Origin of the sequence: Desulfonauticus submarinus (assembly GCF_900104045.1) — a bacterium.
Taxonomy (GTDB): Bacteria; Desulfobacterota; Desulfovibrionia; order Desulfovibrionales; family Desulfonatronovibrionaceae; genus Desulfonauticus; species Desulfonauticus submarinus.
In genome coordinates, this window is the sequence record NZ_FNIN01000003.1 from 25,588 (window position 1) to 45,572 (window position 19,985).

At 31.7% G+C, this 19,985-nt stretch carries 20 protein-coding genes; 11 read left to right on the forward strand and 9 right to left on the reverse strand.

Translation table 11 applies throughout. From position 1 onward, the window contains the following. Positions 1 to 7: 7 nt before the first annotated feature. Positions 8 to 445 (reverse strand): CoA-binding protein, encoded by a 438-nt coding sequence (locus BLP60_RS04390; protein WP_092064046.1) that lies wholly within the window; start codon positions 443 to 445, stop codon positions 8 to 10. A gap of 102 nt (positions 446 to 547) precedes the next feature. Here BLP60_RS04390 and BLP60_RS04395 point away from each other — a divergent pair, with 102 nt between their 5' ends. The 11 genes from BLP60_RS04395 to BLP60_RS04445 all read left to right on the forward strand — a co-directional run bounded on the left by BLP60_RS04395 (position 548) and on the right by BLP60_RS04445 (position 11,435). Continuing rightward, positions 548 to 955, forward strand: coding sequence for a gamma-glutamylcyclotransferase family protein (locus BLP60_RS04395; RefSeq protein WP_092064049.1), 408 nt, complete (start codon positions 548 to 550; stop codon positions 953 to 955). Positions 956 to 1,057: 102 nt separating this feature from the next. Next, positions 1,058 to 2,152 carry an inositol-3-phosphate synthase gene (locus BLP60_RS04400; RefSeq protein WP_092064052.1) on the forward strand — a complete coding sequence of 365 codons (1,095 nt, stop codon included), beginning with the start codon at positions 1,058 to 1,060 and terminating at the stop codon, positions 2,150 to 2,152. Between the two features lie 60 nt (positions 2,153 to 2,212). Continuing rightward, positions 2,213 to 2,929 (forward strand): rhomboid family intramembrane serine protease, encoded by a 717-nt coding sequence (locus BLP60_RS04405; protein WP_092064055.1) that lies wholly within the window; start codon positions 2,213 to 2,215, stop codon positions 2,927 to 2,929. 23 nt (positions 2,930 to 2,952) lie between these two features. Continuing rightward, positions 2,953 to 3,777 carry an SDH family Clp fold serine proteinase gene (locus tag BLP60_RS04410; RefSeq protein WP_092064058.1) on the forward strand — a complete coding sequence of 275 codons (825 nt, stop codon included), beginning with the start codon at positions 2,953 to 2,955 and terminating at the stop codon, positions 3,775 to 3,777. 345 nt (positions 3,778 to 4,122) lie between these two features. Then, entirely contained in the window at positions 4,123 to 4,848 is a 726-nt protein-coding gene (locus BLP60_RS04415) for a pyridoxine 5'-phosphate synthase (RefSeq protein ID WP_092064061.1), read from the forward strand. Position 4,849: 1 nt separating this feature from the next. Continuing rightward, the gene (gene acpS / locus BLP60_RS04420) at positions 4,850 to 5,221 is read left to right on the forward strand and encodes a holo-ACP synthase (protein ID WP_092064064.1); all 372 of its coding nucleotides are present in this window, start codon (positions 4,850 to 4,852) and stop codon (positions 5,219 to 5,221) included. A gap of 64 nt (positions 5,222 to 5,285) precedes the next feature. After that, positions 5,286 to 6,848: an NAD(P)H-hydrate dehydratase gene (locus BLP60_RS04425; RefSeq protein ID WP_092064067.1), complete on the forward strand. Its 1,563-nt coding sequence runs from the start codon at positions 5,286 to 5,288 to the stop codon at positions 6,846 to 6,848. A gap of 10 nt (positions 6,849 to 6,858) precedes the next feature. After that, entirely contained in the window at positions 6,859 to 7,320 is a 462-nt protein-coding gene (gene tsaE, locus BLP60_RS04430) for a tRNA (adenosine(37)-N6)-threonylcarbamoyltransferase complex ATPase subunit type 1 TsaE (RefSeq protein ID WP_092064070.1), read from the forward strand. Positions 7,321 to 7,338: 18 nt separating this feature from the next. Beyond that, a complete protein-coding gene (locus BLP60_RS04435; RefSeq protein ID WP_092064073.1) occupies positions 7,339 to 8,559 on the forward strand; it encodes an aspartate kinase in 1,221 nt (406 codons plus the stop codon). A 24-nt stretch (positions 8,560 to 8,583) separates the two neighbouring features. Then, positions 8,584 to 10,206: a citramalate synthase gene (gene cimA / locus BLP60_RS04440; RefSeq protein WP_092064076.1), complete on the forward strand. Its 1,623-nt coding sequence runs from the start codon at positions 8,584 to 8,586 to the stop codon at positions 10,204 to 10,206. Continuing rightward, positions 10,206 to 11,435, forward strand: a complete 1,230-nt coding sequence (locus BLP60_RS04445) for a replication-associated recombination protein A (RefSeq protein ID WP_092064079.1) — start codon at positions 10,206 to 10,208, stop codon at positions 11,433 to 11,435. The genes cimA and BLP60_RS04445 overlap by 1 nt, the downstream gene beginning before the upstream one ends. A 55-nt stretch (positions 11,436 to 11,490) precedes the next feature. On the opposite strand, the gene BLP60_RS04450 is transcribed toward BLP60_RS04445, so the two are convergent. From BLP60_RS04450 to BLP60_RS04485, 8 genes are all read right to left on the reverse strand, one after another. Further along, on the reverse strand, positions 11,491 to 12,345 hold the full coding sequence (locus BLP60_RS04450; protein WP_092064082.1) for an adenine nucleotide alpha hydrolase family protein: 855 nt from the start codon (positions 12,343 to 12,345) through the stop codon (positions 11,491 to 11,493). A 23-nt stretch (positions 12,346 to 12,368) separates the two neighbouring features. Beyond that, complete coding sequence (locus tag BLP60_RS04455) at positions 12,369 to 13,154, reverse strand: hypothetical protein (protein WP_092064085.1); 786 nt, start codon at positions 13,152 to 13,154, stop codon at positions 12,369 to 12,371. A 31-nt stretch (positions 13,155 to 13,185) separates the two neighbouring features. Then, on the reverse strand, positions 13,186 to 13,572 hold the full coding sequence (locus BLP60_RS04460) for a response regulator (protein WP_092064088.1): 387 nt from the start codon (positions 13,570 to 13,572) through the stop codon (positions 13,186 to 13,188). Positions 13,573 to 13,606: 34 nt separating this feature from the next. After that, positions 13,607 to 16,156 (reverse strand): PEP/pyruvate-binding domain-containing protein, encoded by a 2,550-nt coding sequence (locus BLP60_RS04465; RefSeq protein WP_092064091.1) that lies wholly within the window; start codon positions 16,154 to 16,156, stop codon positions 13,607 to 13,609. A gap of 73 nt (positions 16,157 to 16,229) precedes the next feature. Continuing rightward, complete coding sequence (locus BLP60_RS04470; protein ID WP_092064094.1) at positions 16,230 to 16,997, reverse strand: TIGR02186 family protein; 768 nt, start codon at positions 16,995 to 16,997, stop codon at positions 16,230 to 16,232. Between the two features lie 2 nt (positions 16,998 to 16,999). Next, on the reverse strand, positions 17,000 to 17,926 hold the full coding sequence (locus tag BLP60_RS04475) for a sulfite exporter TauE/SafE family protein (protein WP_092064097.1): 927 nt from the start codon (positions 17,924 to 17,926) through the stop codon (positions 17,000 to 17,002). 3 nt (positions 17,927 to 17,929) lie between these two features. Further along, the gene (locus BLP60_RS04480; protein ID WP_092064100.1) at positions 17,930 to 18,319 is read right to left on the reverse strand and encodes a hypothetical protein; all 390 of its coding nucleotides are present in this window, start codon (positions 18,317 to 18,319) and stop codon (positions 17,930 to 17,932) included. A gap of 300 nt (positions 18,320 to 18,619) precedes the next feature. Beyond that, a complete protein-coding gene (locus tag BLP60_RS04485) occupies positions 18,620 to 19,969 on the reverse strand; it encodes a sigma-54-dependent transcriptional regulator (RefSeq protein WP_092064103.1) in 1,350 nt (449 codons plus the stop codon). Positions 19,970 to 19,985 lie beyond the last annotated feature (16 nt).

A 19,985-nucleotide genomic window follows, 5' to 3' on the forward strand; every position in this document is an offset into this window, starting at 1 on the left:
TTATCCATTATCTTGTCTTTAAAAGTATATGAACTTTTTTAAAACAAAAATTCATTACTACATTAAGTCCCTTTTCTTTTGCCAAATTATAAGCATCTTGACTAATAATCCCTTCTTGCATCCAAATATTAGAAACACCTTTTTGCAAAGCTTGATAAATAATTTCCTTAACAGCCTCTGGCTTTCTAAAAATTACAGCCGTATCTATAGAAAAAGGAATATCCAAAAGAGAGGGATAACATTTTTGTCCTAGAATTTCTGTCTGTCCTGGGTTTACAGGCACAACTTTAAACTCTTGTTTTAAAAGATAAGCAAAGACTTGATGACTAGGACGCTCTTTTTTAGGACTAGCACCAATTATAGCTAAACTTTTTGTCGCTTTGACAATATCAAATGCTTCTTGTGGCACTTGACTATAATCAGGTAAAACACATTCTTGAACCATGATTCTACTCCTTTGTTAAAATCCAATTTTAATCTTTTTTTTCTCTATAAATCAACTAAATACTTTCTTGTCTCATTTTTAAAAAGCCAATATAATAAGTTTATGAAAGAATTTATTTTTGTTTATGGTACATTAATGGCTAAAATCAACCACAAAATGCACTTTAAATTTCGCCAATACACATCCTTTGTAGGACAAGGATTTACCTATGGAAAACTTTATCTTGTTTCCTATTACCCTGCTTTAATCTTAGATAATTCTCAAAAAAATATAGTAAAAGGAGAAGTTTACCAAATAGAAAACCACAATCTTTTCAAATGGTTAGACAAATATGAAGGATTATTTGACAAACCTCCTCTCTATTTTAAACAAAAGATAAAAGTCTTTTTATATCCTAAACAAGTCTCTCTTTTAGCCTGGTGTTATATTTATGCTCGCTCTAGTAAAAAACTAATATTTCTTGAAAAAGGAGATTTTTATTTTTTTTGGCAAAATAGTCATGCTAGTTAAAAACAAAATAAATTCAAATACCTTGACTAATAAAAATTTAGAACCAATATTTAATATTTAAACACCAAACCTAGAAACTCAGGTGAGGGGGGAGGAAAACATATGGCTCAAAAAATCAAAATAGGCATTGTTGGAGTTGGCAACTGTGCCAGTGCGCTGATCCAGGGAATTTATTACTATAAAAATAAACAGCCTGAAGATGCTATTGGTTTAATGCATTGGGAAATAGGAGGATATAAGCCGTTTGATATCGAAATAAGAGCAGCCTTTGATATTGATGCAAGAAAAGTAGGAAAAGATGTTAGTGAGGCAATATTTAGTCCTCCAAACTGTACAACAATCTTTTGTCCCAACATACCGCTTATAGGGACAAAGGTCCAAATGGGACAAATCTTAGATGGATTTTCAGAACACATGAAAAATTATGATGCCAAATACACATTTGTTCTTTCTGATGCGCCTCAGTTATCTCAAGAAGAAGTAGTAAATATTTTAAAAGAAAACCAAGTTGAAGTTCTTTTAAATTATCTGCCTGTTGGTTCTGAAGAAGCCACAAAATTCTATGCTGACTGCGCTCTAAAAGCTGGGTGTGCATTTGTAAATAATATTCCAGTATTTATTGCCAGCAACCCTAAATGGGCTTCTAAATTTAAAAATGCAGGCTTGCCAATTATTGGAGACGATATCAAATCCCAAGTAGGAGCAACTATTGTCCATAGAATTTTGGTTGATCTATTTAAAAAACGAGGAGTAAAATTAGAAAAGACATATCAATTAAATACAGGCGGAAACACTGACTTTTTAAACATGTTAAACAGAACTAGATTAGCTTCAAAAAAAGAATCAAAAACAGAAGCTGTACAAGCAGTTACTGCTAAACGCCTAGTAGATGAAAATATACATGTAGGGCCAAGCGATTATGTTGCTTGGCAAAAAGACAATAAGATAGCGTTTATCAGATTGGAGGGAAAATTGTTTGGAGATGTACCTATGAATCTAGAACTCAGATTGTCAGTAGAAGATTCACCTAATTCTGCAGGCGTGGCTATAGATGCAATTAGATGCGCAAAACTAGCTCTAGATAGGAAGCAAGGAGGAGCTCTTGTAGAGCCTTCTGCTTATTTCTGTAAACATCCACCGATACAATTTACTGATGACCAAGCCAGAAAACTAGTAGAAGACTTTATAAATGCGTAAATAAAGTTGATAAAGCTATTATATTAACTTAGGATTAAAAATAAAATCAAGGATATTTTTATGATTCCATTAAAAGACTCTATTCCTCATAGAGAAACCCCTTTTGTAAATTACTTTATTATTGCGTTAAATTGTTTAGTGTTTTTATATGAAACTTCTCTTTCCCCTGCGGAACTAGAAACACTTTTCCACAACTTTGGACTTGTTCCTGCAAGATATACTCATCCTGTATGGGCAATGTTTACAGGATTATCCCCTCATAATTACTTGCCTTTTTTTACCAACATTTTTCTTCACGGCGGTTGGTTCCATCTTATTTCTAATATGTGGGCCTTGTTTATATTTGGAGACAATGTAGAAGATAGATTAGGCCATAAACGCTATTTATTATTTTATTTATTATGTGGAATAGGAGCTAATTTATGCCATTTTATGCTCAATGCAGATTCTACTCTCCCAACTGTAGGGGCATCTGGTGCAATTTCTGGAATAATGGGAGCCTACCTCATTCTTTTTCCATTTTCTAGAATTATTACTTTAATTCCTATTTTTTTCTTGCCTTATTTTATTGAAATACCTGCATTTTTCTATTTAATTGCCTGGTTTTTTATGCAAGTATTTTCTGGTGTATTTAGCCTAGCTAATCCTTATGCATCTTCAAATATTGCATTCTTTGCCCACATAGGAGGTTTTATTATTGGAATAGTGTTATTACCTTTATTTAAAAACAAAAATTATAGAACATGGTATCCAGATGAGATTTATTTTAATGTTTAAAAATAAAAAATAAGGAGAAAATTATGCATTACATGGATTTATTTTGGCTATTTTTTATTTTATCAGCCCTTCAACCCATTTTAAAACAAAAAATGCTAGAAGCAGCCAGACAAAGACTTATTGCCAAAATTGAAAAACAACGAAAATCAAGAGTTATTCTTTTAATTCATAGGCAAGAAACCATGAGTTTACTCGGGTTTCCTGTATTTCGTTATATTGATATTCAAGACTCAGAAGAAGTTTTACGGGCAATTCATTTAACAGATCCAACAGTTCCTCTAGACATAGTTTTACATACTCCTGGAGGATTGGTCTTAGCCTCCCTTCAAATTGCAAGAGCCTTAAAAAAACATAAAGGAAAAGTAACTGTATTCGTTCCTCATTATGCAATGAGCGGAGGCACAATGATAGCTTTAGCTGCCGATGAAATTGTAATGACAAACTCTTCTGTTTTAGGGCCTATTGATCCTCAACTCGGCCAATATCCTGCAGCATCTTTGCTTAGAACAACTGAAAAAAAGCCTGTAGATAAATTAGAAGATCAAACTCTCATCATGGCTGACATGGCCAAAATGGCAATTAAACAAGTAGAAGAAGCTGCTTATGACTTACTTATCAAAAATTATCCTCAAGAAAAGGCTAAAGAACTAGCTAAAATTTTATCTGAGGGGAGATGGACACATGATTATGCTATTACATTTGAAGAAGCTCAAAAATTAGGTTTAAAAGTTAATAACAATATGCCCCAGGAAATTTTGCAACTTTTAAGTCTTTATCCCCAACCAGTGAAAAAAGTTCCCAGCGTGGAATATCTTCCAATACCTAAAAAAGACATTTCTTCAAAATAACAAAATTAAATGTACTCTTTATTAAAACTTGTTAGGAAAGGGGTAGTCCCCTTTCCTAACAAAACAAATAACAAATATGATATTTTCCTATCAATAATTTTGTGAATAAATTATTCAAAAAAACTAAAATAAAAAAACTATCTAAAAAACTACAACTTTTAAATTTTTATCAATTTATACTCTATAATTATCACCTATATCCTTAAAAAAAATCAAAGAAAAAATTCAAAATTATCTAAAAAACTTACAACTTAATTTAAGCAACCAACTTCTTTCTTTCCTTGACCTCTATAATAATTCGGTATAAAAAATTATATTTATTAAAATTTTAATCTGGGGGATATAATGCCAAGACTCTGTGTAAATGTAGATCATGTCGCAACTTTAAGGCAAGCTCGATTGGGTATAGAGCCAGATCCTCTTACTGCAGCTCATATGGCAGAAATTGCAGGAGCAAGTGGAATTATAGTCCATTTACGAGAAGATAGGCGCCATATCCAAGATCAAGATGTTTACAACCTTAAACAAAGTTTAAAGACTCATCTCCATTTAGAAATGGCTGCTACTCCAGAAATGCAACAAATAGCTTTACGCATAGAACCATATATGATTTGCTTAGTTCCTGAAAAAAGGCAGGAACTAACCACCGAAGGTGGCCTAAACTGTCTTGCTCAAACAGAACACCTAAAAAAATATCTTTTACCTTTTAAAGAAAAAAAAATTTTGACCAGTCTTTTTATTGACGCTGATATAGAACAAATTAAGGCAGCACAACAAATAGGAGCAGATTATATAGAAATACACACTGGTCATTATGCTGATGCAAGTTGTTATACAGAACAAAAAAAAGAATTTGACAGAATATTAAAAGCTATTGAATACGCTCAATCTCTAGGCCTAAAAGTAAATTTAGGACATGGGTTAAATTATCACAATATTTTAGCTTTTGCTAAAGTAAGAGGAATCGAAGAATATTCTATTGGACATAGCATTATTTCCAGAGCAATATATGTAGGTATTTCTAAGGCTGTGGAACAGATGGTTCAAATAATAAATAAATTTTTAGATTAAAATGATCTTAGGGATTGGATTAGATGTAGTTGAAGTAACAAGAATAGAAAAAATCTATTCTCGTTATAAAGCTCACTTTATCAAAAAAATATTAACTCCAAAAGAAAAAGAAAAAATAAGCAAACCAGAGGTTCTATATTTAGCATCAAGATTTGCTGTTAAAGAAGCTGTAGTAAAAGCTATTGGAACAGGATTTAGAGCAGGAATAGGCTTTCAAGATATTGAAGTAGTAAATTCCTCTGATGGTAAGCCAAATATAATTTTAAAAAACAAGGCCCTTGAGGCCTTTAAAAATATGGGAGGCAAATTCATTCATGTTTCTATTACTCATACCAAATTAATAGCATCAGCAGTAGTAATTATTGAAAATTAAATATTTAGAAATGAGATGTCCAAAAGCGAATAATAATAGTCGCTAAAAAAGAGAGGTTATTTATATGTTTCAACCATTACCTACCCCCAAAGAAATGGCAATGTGGGATAAGATGGCAATAGAAGATTTCAACATCTTACCAGAAATCTTAATGGAAAATGCCAGTCAAGAAGCTCTTTATATTTTAAGAGAACAATTCCCTTCCTTAAAAGGAAAAACTGCTCTTATCTTTGCAGGCTCTGGGAATAATGGTGGTGATGGTTTTGCTTTGGCCAGACATTTGGTCAACCATGAAGTAAAAGTCATGATTTTACACTCCAAAAGACAAAAAGAATATCGAGGGACTACTGCAGGATACCACCTAAAACTAGCCAAAAAAATGGATATTCCATTAATGCACTTACCTGAATATAATATGGATTTCTTACCTCAGGTAGATATTGTAGTAGATGGGTTATTAGGCACTGGCTTTAAAGGACATTTAAGATCTGAATATGAAAAATGGATAAAAAAAATCAACAAAATTGGAGAAAAGGCTTTTGTCTTATCCTTAGATATTCCTTCTGGACTAAATGGGGAAACAGGAAATCCTTCTCCTTTAGCTGTAAAAGCTGATGTAACAATCACATTTGAAGAAGCAAAATTGGGTCTTTTTTTACCACCAGCCAAACCCTATGTAGGAACATTAAAAATAGGAAAAATCGGTATACCCAAAAAAATAAAAATAGAAAATCCGTGCACCCATTATGCACTAACCCATAAAATCTTAAATTTACTTTCCCTTCCTCCAAGTACTTTACATAAAGGTAAAGCAGGACATGTCTTAATAATAGGCGGATCTCCAGGACTTTGCGGAGCCCCTCAGCTAGCTGCCCTAGGAGCCTTAAGAAGTGGGGCTGGACTGGTTACAGTAGCATGTCCTCAATCTTTAAAGACTGAAGTAAAAGGATGTTTCCCAGAAATAATGACTTTATTTGTTAACAATTCAGACTCTTATCTTGGACCGGAAACATTAGAAATTATTAAAGAAAATCTCTTTAAGTTTAAAGCTGTTGTATTTGGACCAGGGCTGGGAAGAAATAAATCTTGTCTTGAATTATTAAAATCATATCTTTGCTTAGAAAACTACCCTCTTACTGTATTTGATGCTGATTCGCTATATTTTTTCGCATCTTATCCTGAATTATTTGATATGATAAAAAACAAAAATGAAGTCATTTTTACCCCCCATCCTGGAGAAATGGCTAGATTCTTTGGAAATAAAGCAGAAGATATCAATCAACAACGCGCAAAATATGCTTATGAATTTGTAAATAAGTATAAAGTTAATCTTATCCTAAAAGGCGCAGCAACCATTGTAGCTGTGCCAGGAAAACCACTTTATATTTCCCCTTTTGCTACTCCTAACTTAGCTTTAGGAGGCTCTGGCGATATTTTAGCAGGTATTTTAGGCTCTCTTTTGGCACAAGGTTATTCTCCTTTAAATGCTGCCTGTTTAGGTGTGTATATGCATGGTCTAACAGGACAATATTTAGGAGAAAAGTATCCATATCGCGGCAATTTAGCGCAAGATATTGCCAATTCTCTTCCTCTTGTATTGGCCAAAGTAATTAAGCAAAGTAATTAATTATAAAAATATGAAAATAAACAATCTTAATCTAAACAAAACACAAAAACTTGCTCACCTTTTAGGAAATATATTTTCTTTAACAAATAAATGGCCTATTATTCTCTTAGAAGGAACCTTAGGGGCTGGAAAAACAACCTTTGTACGTTTTTTTGTAGAAAATTTCCCTCAAGGAGAATTGGCAGAGGTCGGCAGCCCTAGTTTTAATATTTTAAATCTCTATCCCACTATTCCAGAAATAGCTCATCTAGATCTATATCGTCTTTCATCGCTGGGATGGGATGATTTTTTGGAGGAAATTATTTTTGATCCATTTAAAATTAAATTGATTGAATGGAGTAATTTTTTACCTAAATCTATTCAATTAGAAGACTATCTAAAAATCTCTATTCAAATAGAAAAAAATTTACGCACTTTTAGCTTTACGGCCAAAGGAAGTGGACGTAAAATACTTTCTCAACTCAATGTTTAGGGAAGAGGTAAAAAACTAATGGAAATTATAGTTCAAAAATTTGGAGGAACTTCTGTAGCCAACCTAGAGTGCATGCAAAAAGTTAAAGAAAAGGTTTTAAAACCTTTAAAAGAAGGGAAAAAAGTAGCCATTGTATTGTCTGCCATGGCCGGAGAGACAAATCGTCTTATAGAAATGGCTAAAAAATGGTCAAAATATCCTGACCCAGCTGAAATGGATGTACTTGTATCTACAGGGGAACAAGTTTCTATAGCTCTTTTTACCATGTTATTAAAAGATGCAGGGATTAAAGCACGCTCATTACTAGGATATCAAATTCCTATTCGTACTGATAGGGATTTTGGAAGAGCAAGAATCTTAGATATTGATGAAGAAAAATTAAGAAATTACTTCAAAAATTATGATGTATTAGTAGTAGCTGGGTTTCAAGGATGTGACTGTGAGAACAGAATAACTACTTTAGGAAGAGGCGGATCTGATACAAGCGCTGTAGCTTTAGCAGCTGCTTTAAAGGCAAAAGTGTGTGAAATCTACACAGATGTGGATGGCGTGTATACAACAGATCCAAACATTTGTTCTTCTGCTCGCAGAATTGACAAAATTGCTTATGATGAAATGCTTGAAATGGCGAGTATGGGAGCCAAGGTGCTTCAAATTCGCTCTGTAGAGTTTGCAAAAAAATATAATGTGCCTATTCTAGTCCGCTCTACTTTTAAAGATGGCCCTGGCACATTAGTAACTAAGGAGGATCCAAATATGGAAGCTGCTATGGTCTCTGGTATTGCCTATGATAAAGACCAAGCCAGAGTAACGTTAGTAGATGTTTATGATCGACCAGGTGTGGCGGCAAATATATTTGAGCCAATTGCTGCTGCAGGAATAGTAGTAGATATGATTGTCCAAAATCCAAGTAGAAATGGCTCTACAGACATGACATTTACTGTTCCAAGAGGAAATGTTGAAGAAACTGTTAAAATTCTTGAAAAAATAAAAGATAAATTAGGAGCTAAAGAGATTCTAACAGACACCAATGTATCAAAGGTCTCTGTAATCGGCGTTGGCATGAGAAACCATGCTGGAGTAGCAGCCATAGCTTTTTCTGCTCTTAAAAATGAAAATATAAACATTATGATTATCAGTACATCTGAGATTAAAATTAGTTGTTTAATTGAAGAAAAATATACAGAATTAGCTGTAAGAACTTTACATGAGGCTTTTGGATTAGAAAAAGAAGAATAATTAAAGACAAATAAAAAAAGAAAAATGAAAACAGTTAAAATATATGACACCACTCTAAGAGATGGTACACAGGCAGAAGATGTTAACTTCTCTGTAGAAGATAAGATCAGAGTAGCTCAAAAATTAGATGAGCTTGGGGTTCACTATATTGAGGGAGGCTGGCCAGCTTCTAATCCCACTGATGAACGTTTTTTTAAAGAAATTCATCATTATGCCCTAAAAAATGCCAAAATTACTGCCTTTGGAAGTACTCATGCAGTCAGTAAAAATGCAGACAATGATCCAAATTTAAAATCTCTCATTGCATCAGGAGTAGATGTAATTACTATATTTGGCAAAACATGGGATATACATGTTAAAGAAGCCTTAAAAACCACTCTAGAAAAAAATTTAGAACTCATTAAAAATAGTCTGTTATTCTTGAGACCAAAAGTAAAAGAACTTTTTTTTGATGCAGAACATTTTTTTGATGGCTTTAAGGAAAATAAAGAATACACCCTAGCCTGTCTGAAAAAAGCATTGGAAGGCAAAGCAGATGTTTTAGTACTTTGTGATACTAATGGAGGGACCACTCCTAGCGAAATTAGACAAATCATCCGAGAAGTAAAAAAAGAACTTCCTCATGCAAACCTTGGTATTCATGCCCATAATGACTCTGAATTAGCTGTTGCCAACAGTATCATTGCTGTTGAAGAAGGGGCAATTCAAGTTCAAGGCACAATAAATGGATATGGAGAACGTTGTGGCAATGCAAATTTATGTTCTATTATACCTAATCTTCAATTAAAATTAGGATATGCTTGTTTACCAGAAGACAATTTAAGATTACTCACTTCAACTTCTTTATTTGTATCTGAAGTTGCCAACTTACCATCTTTTCATAGACAGCCATTTGTAGGCAAATCTGCATTTGCTCATAAAGGCGGAGTACATGTGAGTGCTGTCAGAAAAAATCCTCGTACTTACGAGCATATAAAGCCTGAATTGGTGGGCAATAAACAAAGAATCCTACTTTCTGATTTAGCAGGACAATCCAATATTCTTTTTAAAGCTAGACAATACGGATTTCATCTGGATAAAAATGATCCTTTTGTTTTAGAACTTTTAGCCAAATTAAAAGAACTTGAAAGTCAAGGATATGAATACACAGCTGCAGAGGCTTCTTTTGAGCTATTATTAAATCGAGTGTTAGGAAGAGCTCGCACTTATTTTACTTTAGAAAATTATAGAGTATTAGAGACAAAACGCAAAAAAGAAGAACCTATATCTGAGGCCACTGTAATGGTTAGAGTAGGAGGCATGTTAGAACATACTGCAGCAACAGGCAAAGGTCCTGTAAATGCTTTAGATAATGCCCTTAGAAAAGCCTTAGAAAAATTTTACCCTTGTTTAAAAGAAATGCACTTAATAGATTTCAAGGTAAGAGTATTTTCTTCTTTAAATCGAGATTTGGCAGGAACAGCCTCAAAAGTAAGAGTTCTTATTGAATCTGGAGATCCTAAACATAGGTGGATTACTGTGGGTGTTTCTTTTAACATCATTGAAGCAAGTAGACAGGCTCTAGAAGATTCTCTTAACTATAAATTATTTAAATCTGACCAAGAAAAATTAACCAAAGCTTTAAAGGAAGCCAGTGAGGGCTTTTAGTGAGTGTACACACTCCATTAGCTGAAAAGCTAAGACCAAACACCTTAGAAGAATTTGTAGGCCAAAGTCATTTAAAAAATAGAATTAAAGCTATTATTCAGGCCAAAAGGCTCCAAAGTTTACTTTTTTTTGGACCGCCTGGATGTGGAAAATCTACCCTTGCTATTCTTTTAGCAAAATCTTGGAATAAAAAATATCTTAGAGTAAGTGCCCCAGAAATTGGGCTATCTGGGTTAAGACAGAAAATTAAAAATATTGACATCCTCATTCTAGACGAAATTCATAGATTCTCAAAAGCTCAACAAGACTTTTTTTTACCTCTTTTAGAAACAGGAGAAATAACTCTACTTGCCACTACTACAGAAAATCCATCTTTTAGCATTACAAGACAACTATTATCTCGCCTCCATGTACTAAAATTAGCTTCCCTAACTCATCAAGAATTACTCTCTTTAGCCCAAAAAGCAGTCTCCTACCTAAACATCTCCATACCTAAAGAAAGTTTAGAAATATTAATCTCCCTTAGCGGAGGAGATGCTAGAACTCTCTTAAATTTAATAGAATATCTTTCTAACCTAAAACCAAATGATTTATCCCCTGCTAATCTAAAAACTATTTTACCTGAAATTGTAATAAAAGGAGATAGACAAGGAGATAGTCATTATGAATTAATTTCTGCTCTAATTAAATCTATTAGAGGAAGCGATCCTGATGCTTCATTATACTATTTAGCCTGCTTATTAGAAGGAGGAGAAGATCCTCGATTTATTTGTAGAAGACTCATTTTATCTGCCTCAGAAGATATTGGATTAGCAGATCCTATGGCTTTACCTTTGGCAGTTTCCTGTGCCGAAGCTATTGACCTTATAGGTATGCCTGAAGGTTTTATTCCTCTGGCAGAAACTGTAGTTTATTTAGCTCTAGCCCCAAAATCCAATTCCACCTATGCCGCCTATCTCTCAGCTCAAAAAGAAGTTCGTTTAAATGGACCTAAACCAGTACCCTTACACCTAAGAAACCCATCTACACGCCTCCATAAAGAATGGGGATATGGCCAAGGATATAAATATCCTCATGCTTATCCTGGCTCATATGTAGCTCAAGATTACCTCCCCGAAGGATTAAAAAATAGACAGTTCTATTTTCCAAAATCAGAAGGCATGGAAACTCGCTTAAACCTTTGGTTAAAACAGAAAAAAAAACAAATTAATATTAAAAAAAGTAAATAATAAATGTAATACCTATTTTTTCATACTTTTTTATTATTTCTAACTTCATAAAACACTACCGTAAAAGCAAAATAGAAGAAGGGGTATTATTAATCAGATTATTTATTCTATCATTGGGAATTAATTTCTTTAAAAATGATTGCTGGCCTACCCATAAAGCTATAATATCTTTTTGAGCAACTTGATTTAAAAAAGAAGGTAAAACACTCTTGTCCACTACTTCTAACCAAACAGAAATATCTTGTTTTAAATAATACATAAGAAGATCTTTCATTGTTTTTTCCACTTTAACCTTCATGGTATTGTTCTCTGCTATACCCACAATCTTTATATCTGCTCTATATAAAGTAGAAAGCTGGTTTATTAATTCTAAAGACTCCTGAGTAATGTGACTATTATCTAAACAGCAAACAATTTCTTCTGGAGTTTTATTTTCCTTTACAATCAAAACAGAACAGGAAACTTTATTTGCTATAAGCGCAGGAATATCTTTTCCTCGCCATTTACAATTAGTATTTTTGTCACATCCTATTACTAATAAAGACGGCTTAACCTCTCTCACCTGATTTAAAATTCCATCTATATAATCCCCAGTACAAATAACTGCTTTTAATTTTTTTCTCCCCTTTTTGCTTTGAAAAATAAAAGAATTTTTGTCTTTAGGGCTAAATTCTATTTTTTCTGGTAAATTATATGGACAAAAGTTACCATCATAATAAGAAATTATTGTCTGTAAGTAATCAATTGTTGTCTTTACTATAGAGCTATTTCTTATATCAAAAGATTCATCTCTTTTTTCTGGAAAACCAAGTAAAGTAATATCACACCACGTATTCAAAGCTATTTTTGAAATCTCGTGAATAACATAGGAACTATAGGGATAATTATCTATAACTACTAAAATATTCATCTTCCATCTCCTTTTTTAATTAATTACTTCCAGAAAATAAGACTAGATATGGGACTATGAACTAAAATATCTGTAATAGCTGTTTTGGGTCCTTTTTTATCAATCAAAGAAACAACCATATCTCCTTCTCTAAGCATGTGGCCAATATCTTGACTTGTACCCTCTACTTCTAAAACATCTGGTGAATCTAATCCATAAGCATTAAATATATCTTTTACTTTATTAATCGGAAAATCATTATTTTTTTGTTCAAAACATCCATATTTATAACAAAGTAAAGTAAGCTTATATGGAAGATGTTTATATAAATTAGCATAATTAGAAACAAGCAACTCTACATCAGAATATTTATCTATCAAAAAATAAACATTTTTATATTGAGTTATATTCTTCACTAATAACACAGGAACCATTACATTTTGCACTAATTCACTTTTCAAAAAATCATAAAAACTATGAAATCCAAAAGAAGCAAGCATTCCTATTGCAAAAAGATCATATATACCTCTTTTAATCTCTTTAATAATCTCTGTTTCAACATTTCCAACTACTACTTTCACTGCAGATAATCCCCTGCAGTTATTAATTTCTGTCTTAATAAATCCTTCAATAATACTTCTACTTGTATCTTGAATAGTTCTTTCCCATGTTTTCCTCACCCAACCTACGCCCACAGGATAATGATCTTGTTCTTTTGCTTCTACATGAAAAGGCTGGATAGACATTGGAACTAAAAGAGAATGTTTACAAATATAACGCAAACTTATACTTGAAGCTAAATTATCATCTAAATATATTAATACATTCATCTTACGCTACTCCTCTTTTTAAAATCCTGATTTAATTTTGTGTTTTTATTTTTTCTGCAGCTTTATTTAAGACTTCTTTTAATTCACTTAATCTAAAAGGTTTAGCCAAAAAATCAAAAACTCCTCGTTTAAATGACTCTTTAGCTGTATCCATAGTTGCAAATCCTGTAATTACAATAACCTCTGTTTTAGGATTTAGTTCTTTAACTTCTGTTAAAAATTCTATTCCATCTATACCTTCCATTTTTAAATCTGTAACGACTATATCAAAAGGATGTTTTCTAAACCTCTCTAATGCATCAATACTTCTTGTAAAAGTCTCTACTTTATACCCAGCCTTTTCTAAAGAAGGTTTTAGTCTCTTAGTAACAATAGGCTCATCATCTAAAACTAAAACACTTATCTCATCTTTTGACATAATAAAAAACCTCCTATAAATATATAAAAATATTTTACTCTACATTTTTAATAATACTACTAAAATCTTCTAAAAAATAATCTATTTTCTTTTCATCTATTAATTTTACATCTAATTGTCTGGTATAAGATACTAAAACACCTAAAATAAAAATTTTCTTTAAAATATATTCTTTCATCATACCTTTTAACCTTCCTATTACTAAATCACCTTTTACTGTAGTAAGAAAATCATTCTGTAATAGTATCTTTTCAATTAATCTTGCTCTTCTGCTTCTTCTTTCATTCTCTGTAACTCCTCCAAAAAATCGAAAATAAATATAATTATCAGAAGCATTCTCTCTAACCAACGTATCCAACATGGTAAAATGATAACCTAACCGCAAACTTATATTTGCATACTCCTTTGATACTACAGCTAAATTTTGACCTACAAATTTAGGATCAGCTAAATGGGGAGAAAATGTTCTACTCAAACTAGACATAAATCCTCTAAAATCAACACCTATAGGTTCTCTTGACCAAATATTAGAATAAGAAGCTCCTTTTATAAAAGTCTTCAAAGGCAAAGAAGATACATCTTTTATATCAACCTCTTTCAGGTCTGGAGGGAATTCCTGATCAAGGTCTATAATAATTAAGTCCAAAGGAATTGCTGTTTTTAATTTTTTAGCAGAGCTATCTCCGTTTACATTAGCATAATAATTTTTTTCTATTAACTCTTGCACAGCCTTTTCATGAATAAAACGAATAATATCATGAAGAGTTCTACAATTTTCTGCCTTAAAATTTTTATCTCCTGCTTCTATCAAGTTTAAGGGAGATACTTTTTGAAAAATACGCTTTAAAATTCTATATTCTCTAGTTTCTTCAAACTTATCTTCCACAAAATCATAATAACACATATGTTTCAAAAGACCTTTATAAACTATATTATCAGTAGCATTTAAAGTAATCTCTTCACCATCTTGAAGGACTTTAGTAGCAATTTTTGTATTTACAACCATAGGAACTCTAAATTCTCTTGCAATTGTAGCCAGATGTCCTACTGGAGATCCCCTATCAGTAATAATTCCATTTACATATTTTATAAATCTGGCCAAACGAGGAGAAGGATATTCTGCTACCAAAATTTTGTCATGTAGTGCCTGTGAATCTATATCTAAATCTTTAGAAACTTTAAGGACTTCCCCAAAACAAATTCCTTGCTGAACAATATTACCTTTTTGAGCAAAAATTATTTCCAAGTTATCTTGTTTCTCTTTTAAATCACAATGTAATACCACATCCCCTAAATTTAAATGACGAGATTGCAAAATAATAAGATTATCATTTTGATCAAAACAAAATTCTATATCTTGCGGATGCTTAAAGTAACGTTCAAGTTTGCATGCAGTACAAGCAAGTGTCTTAATTTTATCTTCATCTAGACACGCTTTATCTACATATTTTTCTTCTACCTCGCTTTCTATTAATCTTTTTGTATTAGTATCAAAAATAGTAGTATGTTGTTTTATTCCTATATTCATCCCCAAAATATCATAAGGAAAAGTTCTTTGGACATAAAATACGTCTCCCTCTCTTCTTCCTCCTACAATATCAACTGCCAAGCCATAAATAGCTGCAATAACCATCCTATCTAGTTTATTCTCACTGACATCTAAAGTATAAACTACTCCACTCACTTTAGGATTTAACATCACCTGACATCCAACTGCCATAGCAATCTCTCTTTCTCCAAAATCTTTATCTCGTCTATATTCCATAGCTCTTCTAGAGTAAGTACTAGCTAATACTTTTTTATAAGCTTCTATCAAACCTTTCTCATCTACTCCTAAAAAACTAGAATATAAACCAGCAAAAGAATGTTCGCTGTCTTCTCCAATACAACTACTGCGAACTGCAAAATATAATTCATCTACATTTAGTTTATTTTTTAACTCTTGAATTGATTGTTTTATTTCTGCTTCAAAATCATCAGTAAGCTCAACCTGTAAAATTTCCTCTTGTAAAAGTTTTGAAGCATCATTAAGATCAATTTTTTTGTTTCTCCATAATTCTAATATCTCTTGTATTCTCTCAGAGCGTTTACTTGCATGTACAAAAAACTTATATCCTTGAGTAGTAATCACAAATCCTTCTGGTGTAGGTAAACCCAAAACATTTTTAATTCGTGCCAAACAAGCATTTTTTCCTCCCACAACATCATCCATTCCTTCTTCTATATCCTCATAAAATATAGTATAATTGTAATCAGGAATATATACATTTCCTTTTAACTCTTCTTGCAAGCCATCCTTTATTTCAGCATATTTATCAAATAATTCTCTATATTTTCCAGGGGAAATAAAGTCTAAGTTTGAAATCATTTTATATACATTATCTAAAAGTTCCAAAGTCCTATCAGAAATAAATTTACTATCAAAAATATACTCTCCACTTAAGACTTCTCCCATTTCTGACATAATCTCCAAAGCTCTATTATTCGCTCGAATAAGACGTTGAAAGTGAATAAAAAGCTTTCTTAAAGGAGGACCCTTAGGCCCTCCTTTTTTAGAAAAAAAACTCAAAATATTTTTAAACATGAATCCCCCGGAAAATTATGTAAAATCTATTTTTTAAAACAAAAATTAAAACTCAATAAAGACTTTTTAAAAATTAATGAGCTCCTCCCTTATCTTTAAATAAAAATCCCATAAAAATACCTGCAAAAATTGCTATTATTACAGATAGTATACCATAGATTAAACTATGATTAAAGGCCATATTACTTATAAATGCGGGAAATCCTGTTAATTTAATCTGAAAATTATCAGACTCTGTTTTTACAATCTTTAAGTCAGGGGTCACCTCATAAACCTTAATAGTGTAAACACCAGGGACAATACGAGAAGGGAGATGAACCTCAACATGATATTTTTTCTTTTCAGCCGTGATATTACTATAAGTCACTTGATCTTGATATATACCATATAATTTATCTCTTTGTTTTAATTTTAAAAATTCATTAAAAAGACTTTTTTTATCTTTTGGAATAGGATTAATCTCTAGTCTAGAATAAACTTCCTTATAACCAAGATTTAATTCATCAAACTTCTCTTGAGATAGATGGGAAAGAGATTTTGGCAAATACATTAAGTAAATGGAAGGAACTCCCTTAAAGGCATAATGACCAACAGTCATCCAAAAAATACCCCATACTTTACCTTTTTGTTTAAATTTTTCTTCCTTATCGCTTCCTAACACCTCTACTACTACATTATTATTGCTATTTACTTCTCCACTAACATAGAGCTTAGCTCCATTAAATGTTGTATTGATATTTATTTCTCTTGGATTATGCAAAAAAGCATGTGCAGCAATAGAGTAAAAATTAAAAATAAAAAGAGATAAAACTAATATTATATTAAATCTAAATCTTAACATTTCTAGTGTCCTCCTGCATAAGCTAAAAGAATTTCTGGTCTACTCAAAAGGCCATATAGCATCTTCAACATTACTAAAATAACAATACTAGCCAAAATTATCTTTAATTGATCGCCTTTTAAATTCTTGCTAATTCTAGTCCCAAATTGAGCACCAATAGTAGAGCCTAAAAGAAGTAAAACAGCTAATACAAAATCAACAGTATGGTTAGAATATGCTTGCATAACCGTAACATTAATACAGGTAAAAAGGATCTGAAACAGACTTGTACCAACTACTACATGCATGGGCATTCTAAGCAAATAAACCATTACAGGAACCATTATAAATCCTCCTCCAACTCCCATAATAGCAGCCAAAATGCCTACAAACACGCCTAATCCAAGAGGAATTAAAGCAGACATTTTAATCCCAGATTTTTGAAAGTTTGTTTGAAAAGGCAAGGTTTTCATTAACTTGGCATACAAAGATTCTTTTGGTTCCTTAGAGGTAGCAATAGAATTGCTCCCACCTTTAAGAGACTGTAAACTCTCTACAAACATATATCCACCAACAACACCGAGCATTATCACATAAGTAATATTGATTAAAAAATCTGCATTCCCAAGGGCTTTTAAGACTTTAATAATATGTACCCCTATATCTCCACCAACAACACCTCCTATTAATAATAACATACCCATTTTAACATCTACATTACCCAACCTATAATGTGCAATGGTTCCAGAAGTTGATGCACCTACAATCTGATTAGAATCTGAAGCTGCAGCAACAGTTGGAGGAATACCAAACATAATAAGTAAAGGTGTCATTAAAAAACCACCACCAACTCCAAAAATTCCTGAAAGTAAACCTACTAATCCTCCTAATCCAAAAACTATTAAAATATTTACGCTGTTACCTGCTATTGGCAAATACATATGTAACATATTTTATTCTCTCCTTTCATATTTTTTTACAATTTCTAACTCACATCCATATTTATACCTCAATTCTTTTGCTATTTTTACAACTTCAGTATTATCTTCATTAGTAAAACTTAAAATAACAATATCTATAGATTTCTGCTTTACAAAATTCACAATCTCTTCTTTGAAATTACCACTACTTTTACAGTAAACACTTCTCACCTCCTTTACTTTTTTATTTAACATTTTTTTAATTTTTCCCTGATAGGTAGAAACACCTACCTTTATATTCTCTTTAGGAACAATATCTAAAAAATAAATTTGTCCTTGCGTACGTTCTGCCACCTGCATGCCATGAAAAATAAGCCACAAATCAATCTTACCATTTAAAAAAGGGATTAATATTTTTGTCATGGACCTTACGATGGCATATATTGTGCCAAACACAACATATTAAAATAATTACACTTTTTTAAAAAAGAAAAATAAAGAAAATTTCAAAATGAAACCCTAAAAAATAAAAAGGGGAATAAGAAAAGAAAAAAAGGCAATGAATCCCTATAACAATTTAGGATTGTTTCATTTCTAAGGCTTAATTTCAAAATGAAACCGCAAACGCGGTTTAAGATAAAAACTCTTTTAATTAAAAGATAAAAATAGAACTATTAGCTATATTATATTCAAAAGAAAGAGAATCAGATAGGCTTATCTAACTTAAGAAGATTTGAGATTAAATTTTTTTATTCTTCTCCATAAAGTAGTTTTAGGTAATCCTAAAATTGCAGCAGCAGTCTTTTTATCATATCCTGTAAATTCAAGAACCTTTTTAATATGTTTTTTTTCAACTTCTTCTAAAGACAATAACACATCACTATCTATTTTATCTAAATTAACAAGAGTTAAATCTGAGGGTAAATGTTTTGCTTTTATCTCATCTCCATCTGCAAGAGCCACAGCACGTTGGATAATATTTTCCAGTTCTCTAACATTTCCAGGAAAATCGTAATTGAGCAAGATTGTATATGCTTCTTCTGAAAGTCGTTTTATATTCTTGCCAAACTTTGTATTGTATTTAGTAATAAAATGAAAAATAAGGGGTTTTAAATCTTCCTTTCTTTCAGAAAGTCTAGGTAAATGTAAGGTAACAACATTTAGGCGAAAAAATAAATCCTCTCTAAATCTATTATCGTCTACTAACTTTCTTAAGTCTTTATTTGTAGCAGCAATAATTCTGATATCTAAATCAATTGGTTTGGTAGAACCTAATCTATAGATTCTTCTTTCTTCTATAACTTTTAATAACTTTACTTGGAGTTTAAGAGGCATATCCCCTATTTCATCTAAAAAAACTGTTCCTTTATGAGCAGCCTCTAATAATCCTTTCTTACTAGAACTTGCTCCTGTAAATGCTTCTTTATCGTGTCCAAAAAGCTCATTGGCAATCAGATCTTCTGTAAACGCTCCACAATTTATAGCGACAAAAGGACCTTTTTCCCTTGTACTCAACTCATGAATCATATGAGCAATCATTTCTTTACCAGTGCCAGTCTCACCTTGTAGCAAAACATTACAATTTAAAGGTGCTATTTTTTTAACCATATCTAAAATTTCAACCATCTTAGGACATGTAGCAATAAAATTATTCTGAGATCTATTTGCAACAATTTGTTTTAAAAAAGCATTTTCCTGTTTTAATTTTATTTTTTCTAAAAGAGAACCCACAGTTAATTCTAATCTATTTTTAGACACAGGTTTTACTAAATAATCACACGCGCCTTGTTTTATTGCTTTTACAGCATTATCTATTGTAGAATCTCCTGTAACAATAACAATTTCTATAGATTTTTGAAGACGAGTAAGATATTCTAAAATTTTAAAACCATTTATATCAGGTAGCCCTAAATCTAAAAACAATAAATCATAATCTCGTTTTTCTAATTTAGCTAAAAAATCAGCACCATTATAAAAAACATCAGTTTGAATTGAAAATTTACTCTGAATAATTTTTGTTACCCGCTTACAAAAAATTTTATCATCATCTAAAATAGCTATTTTAGGCAACATATAAAAATCTCTCTTT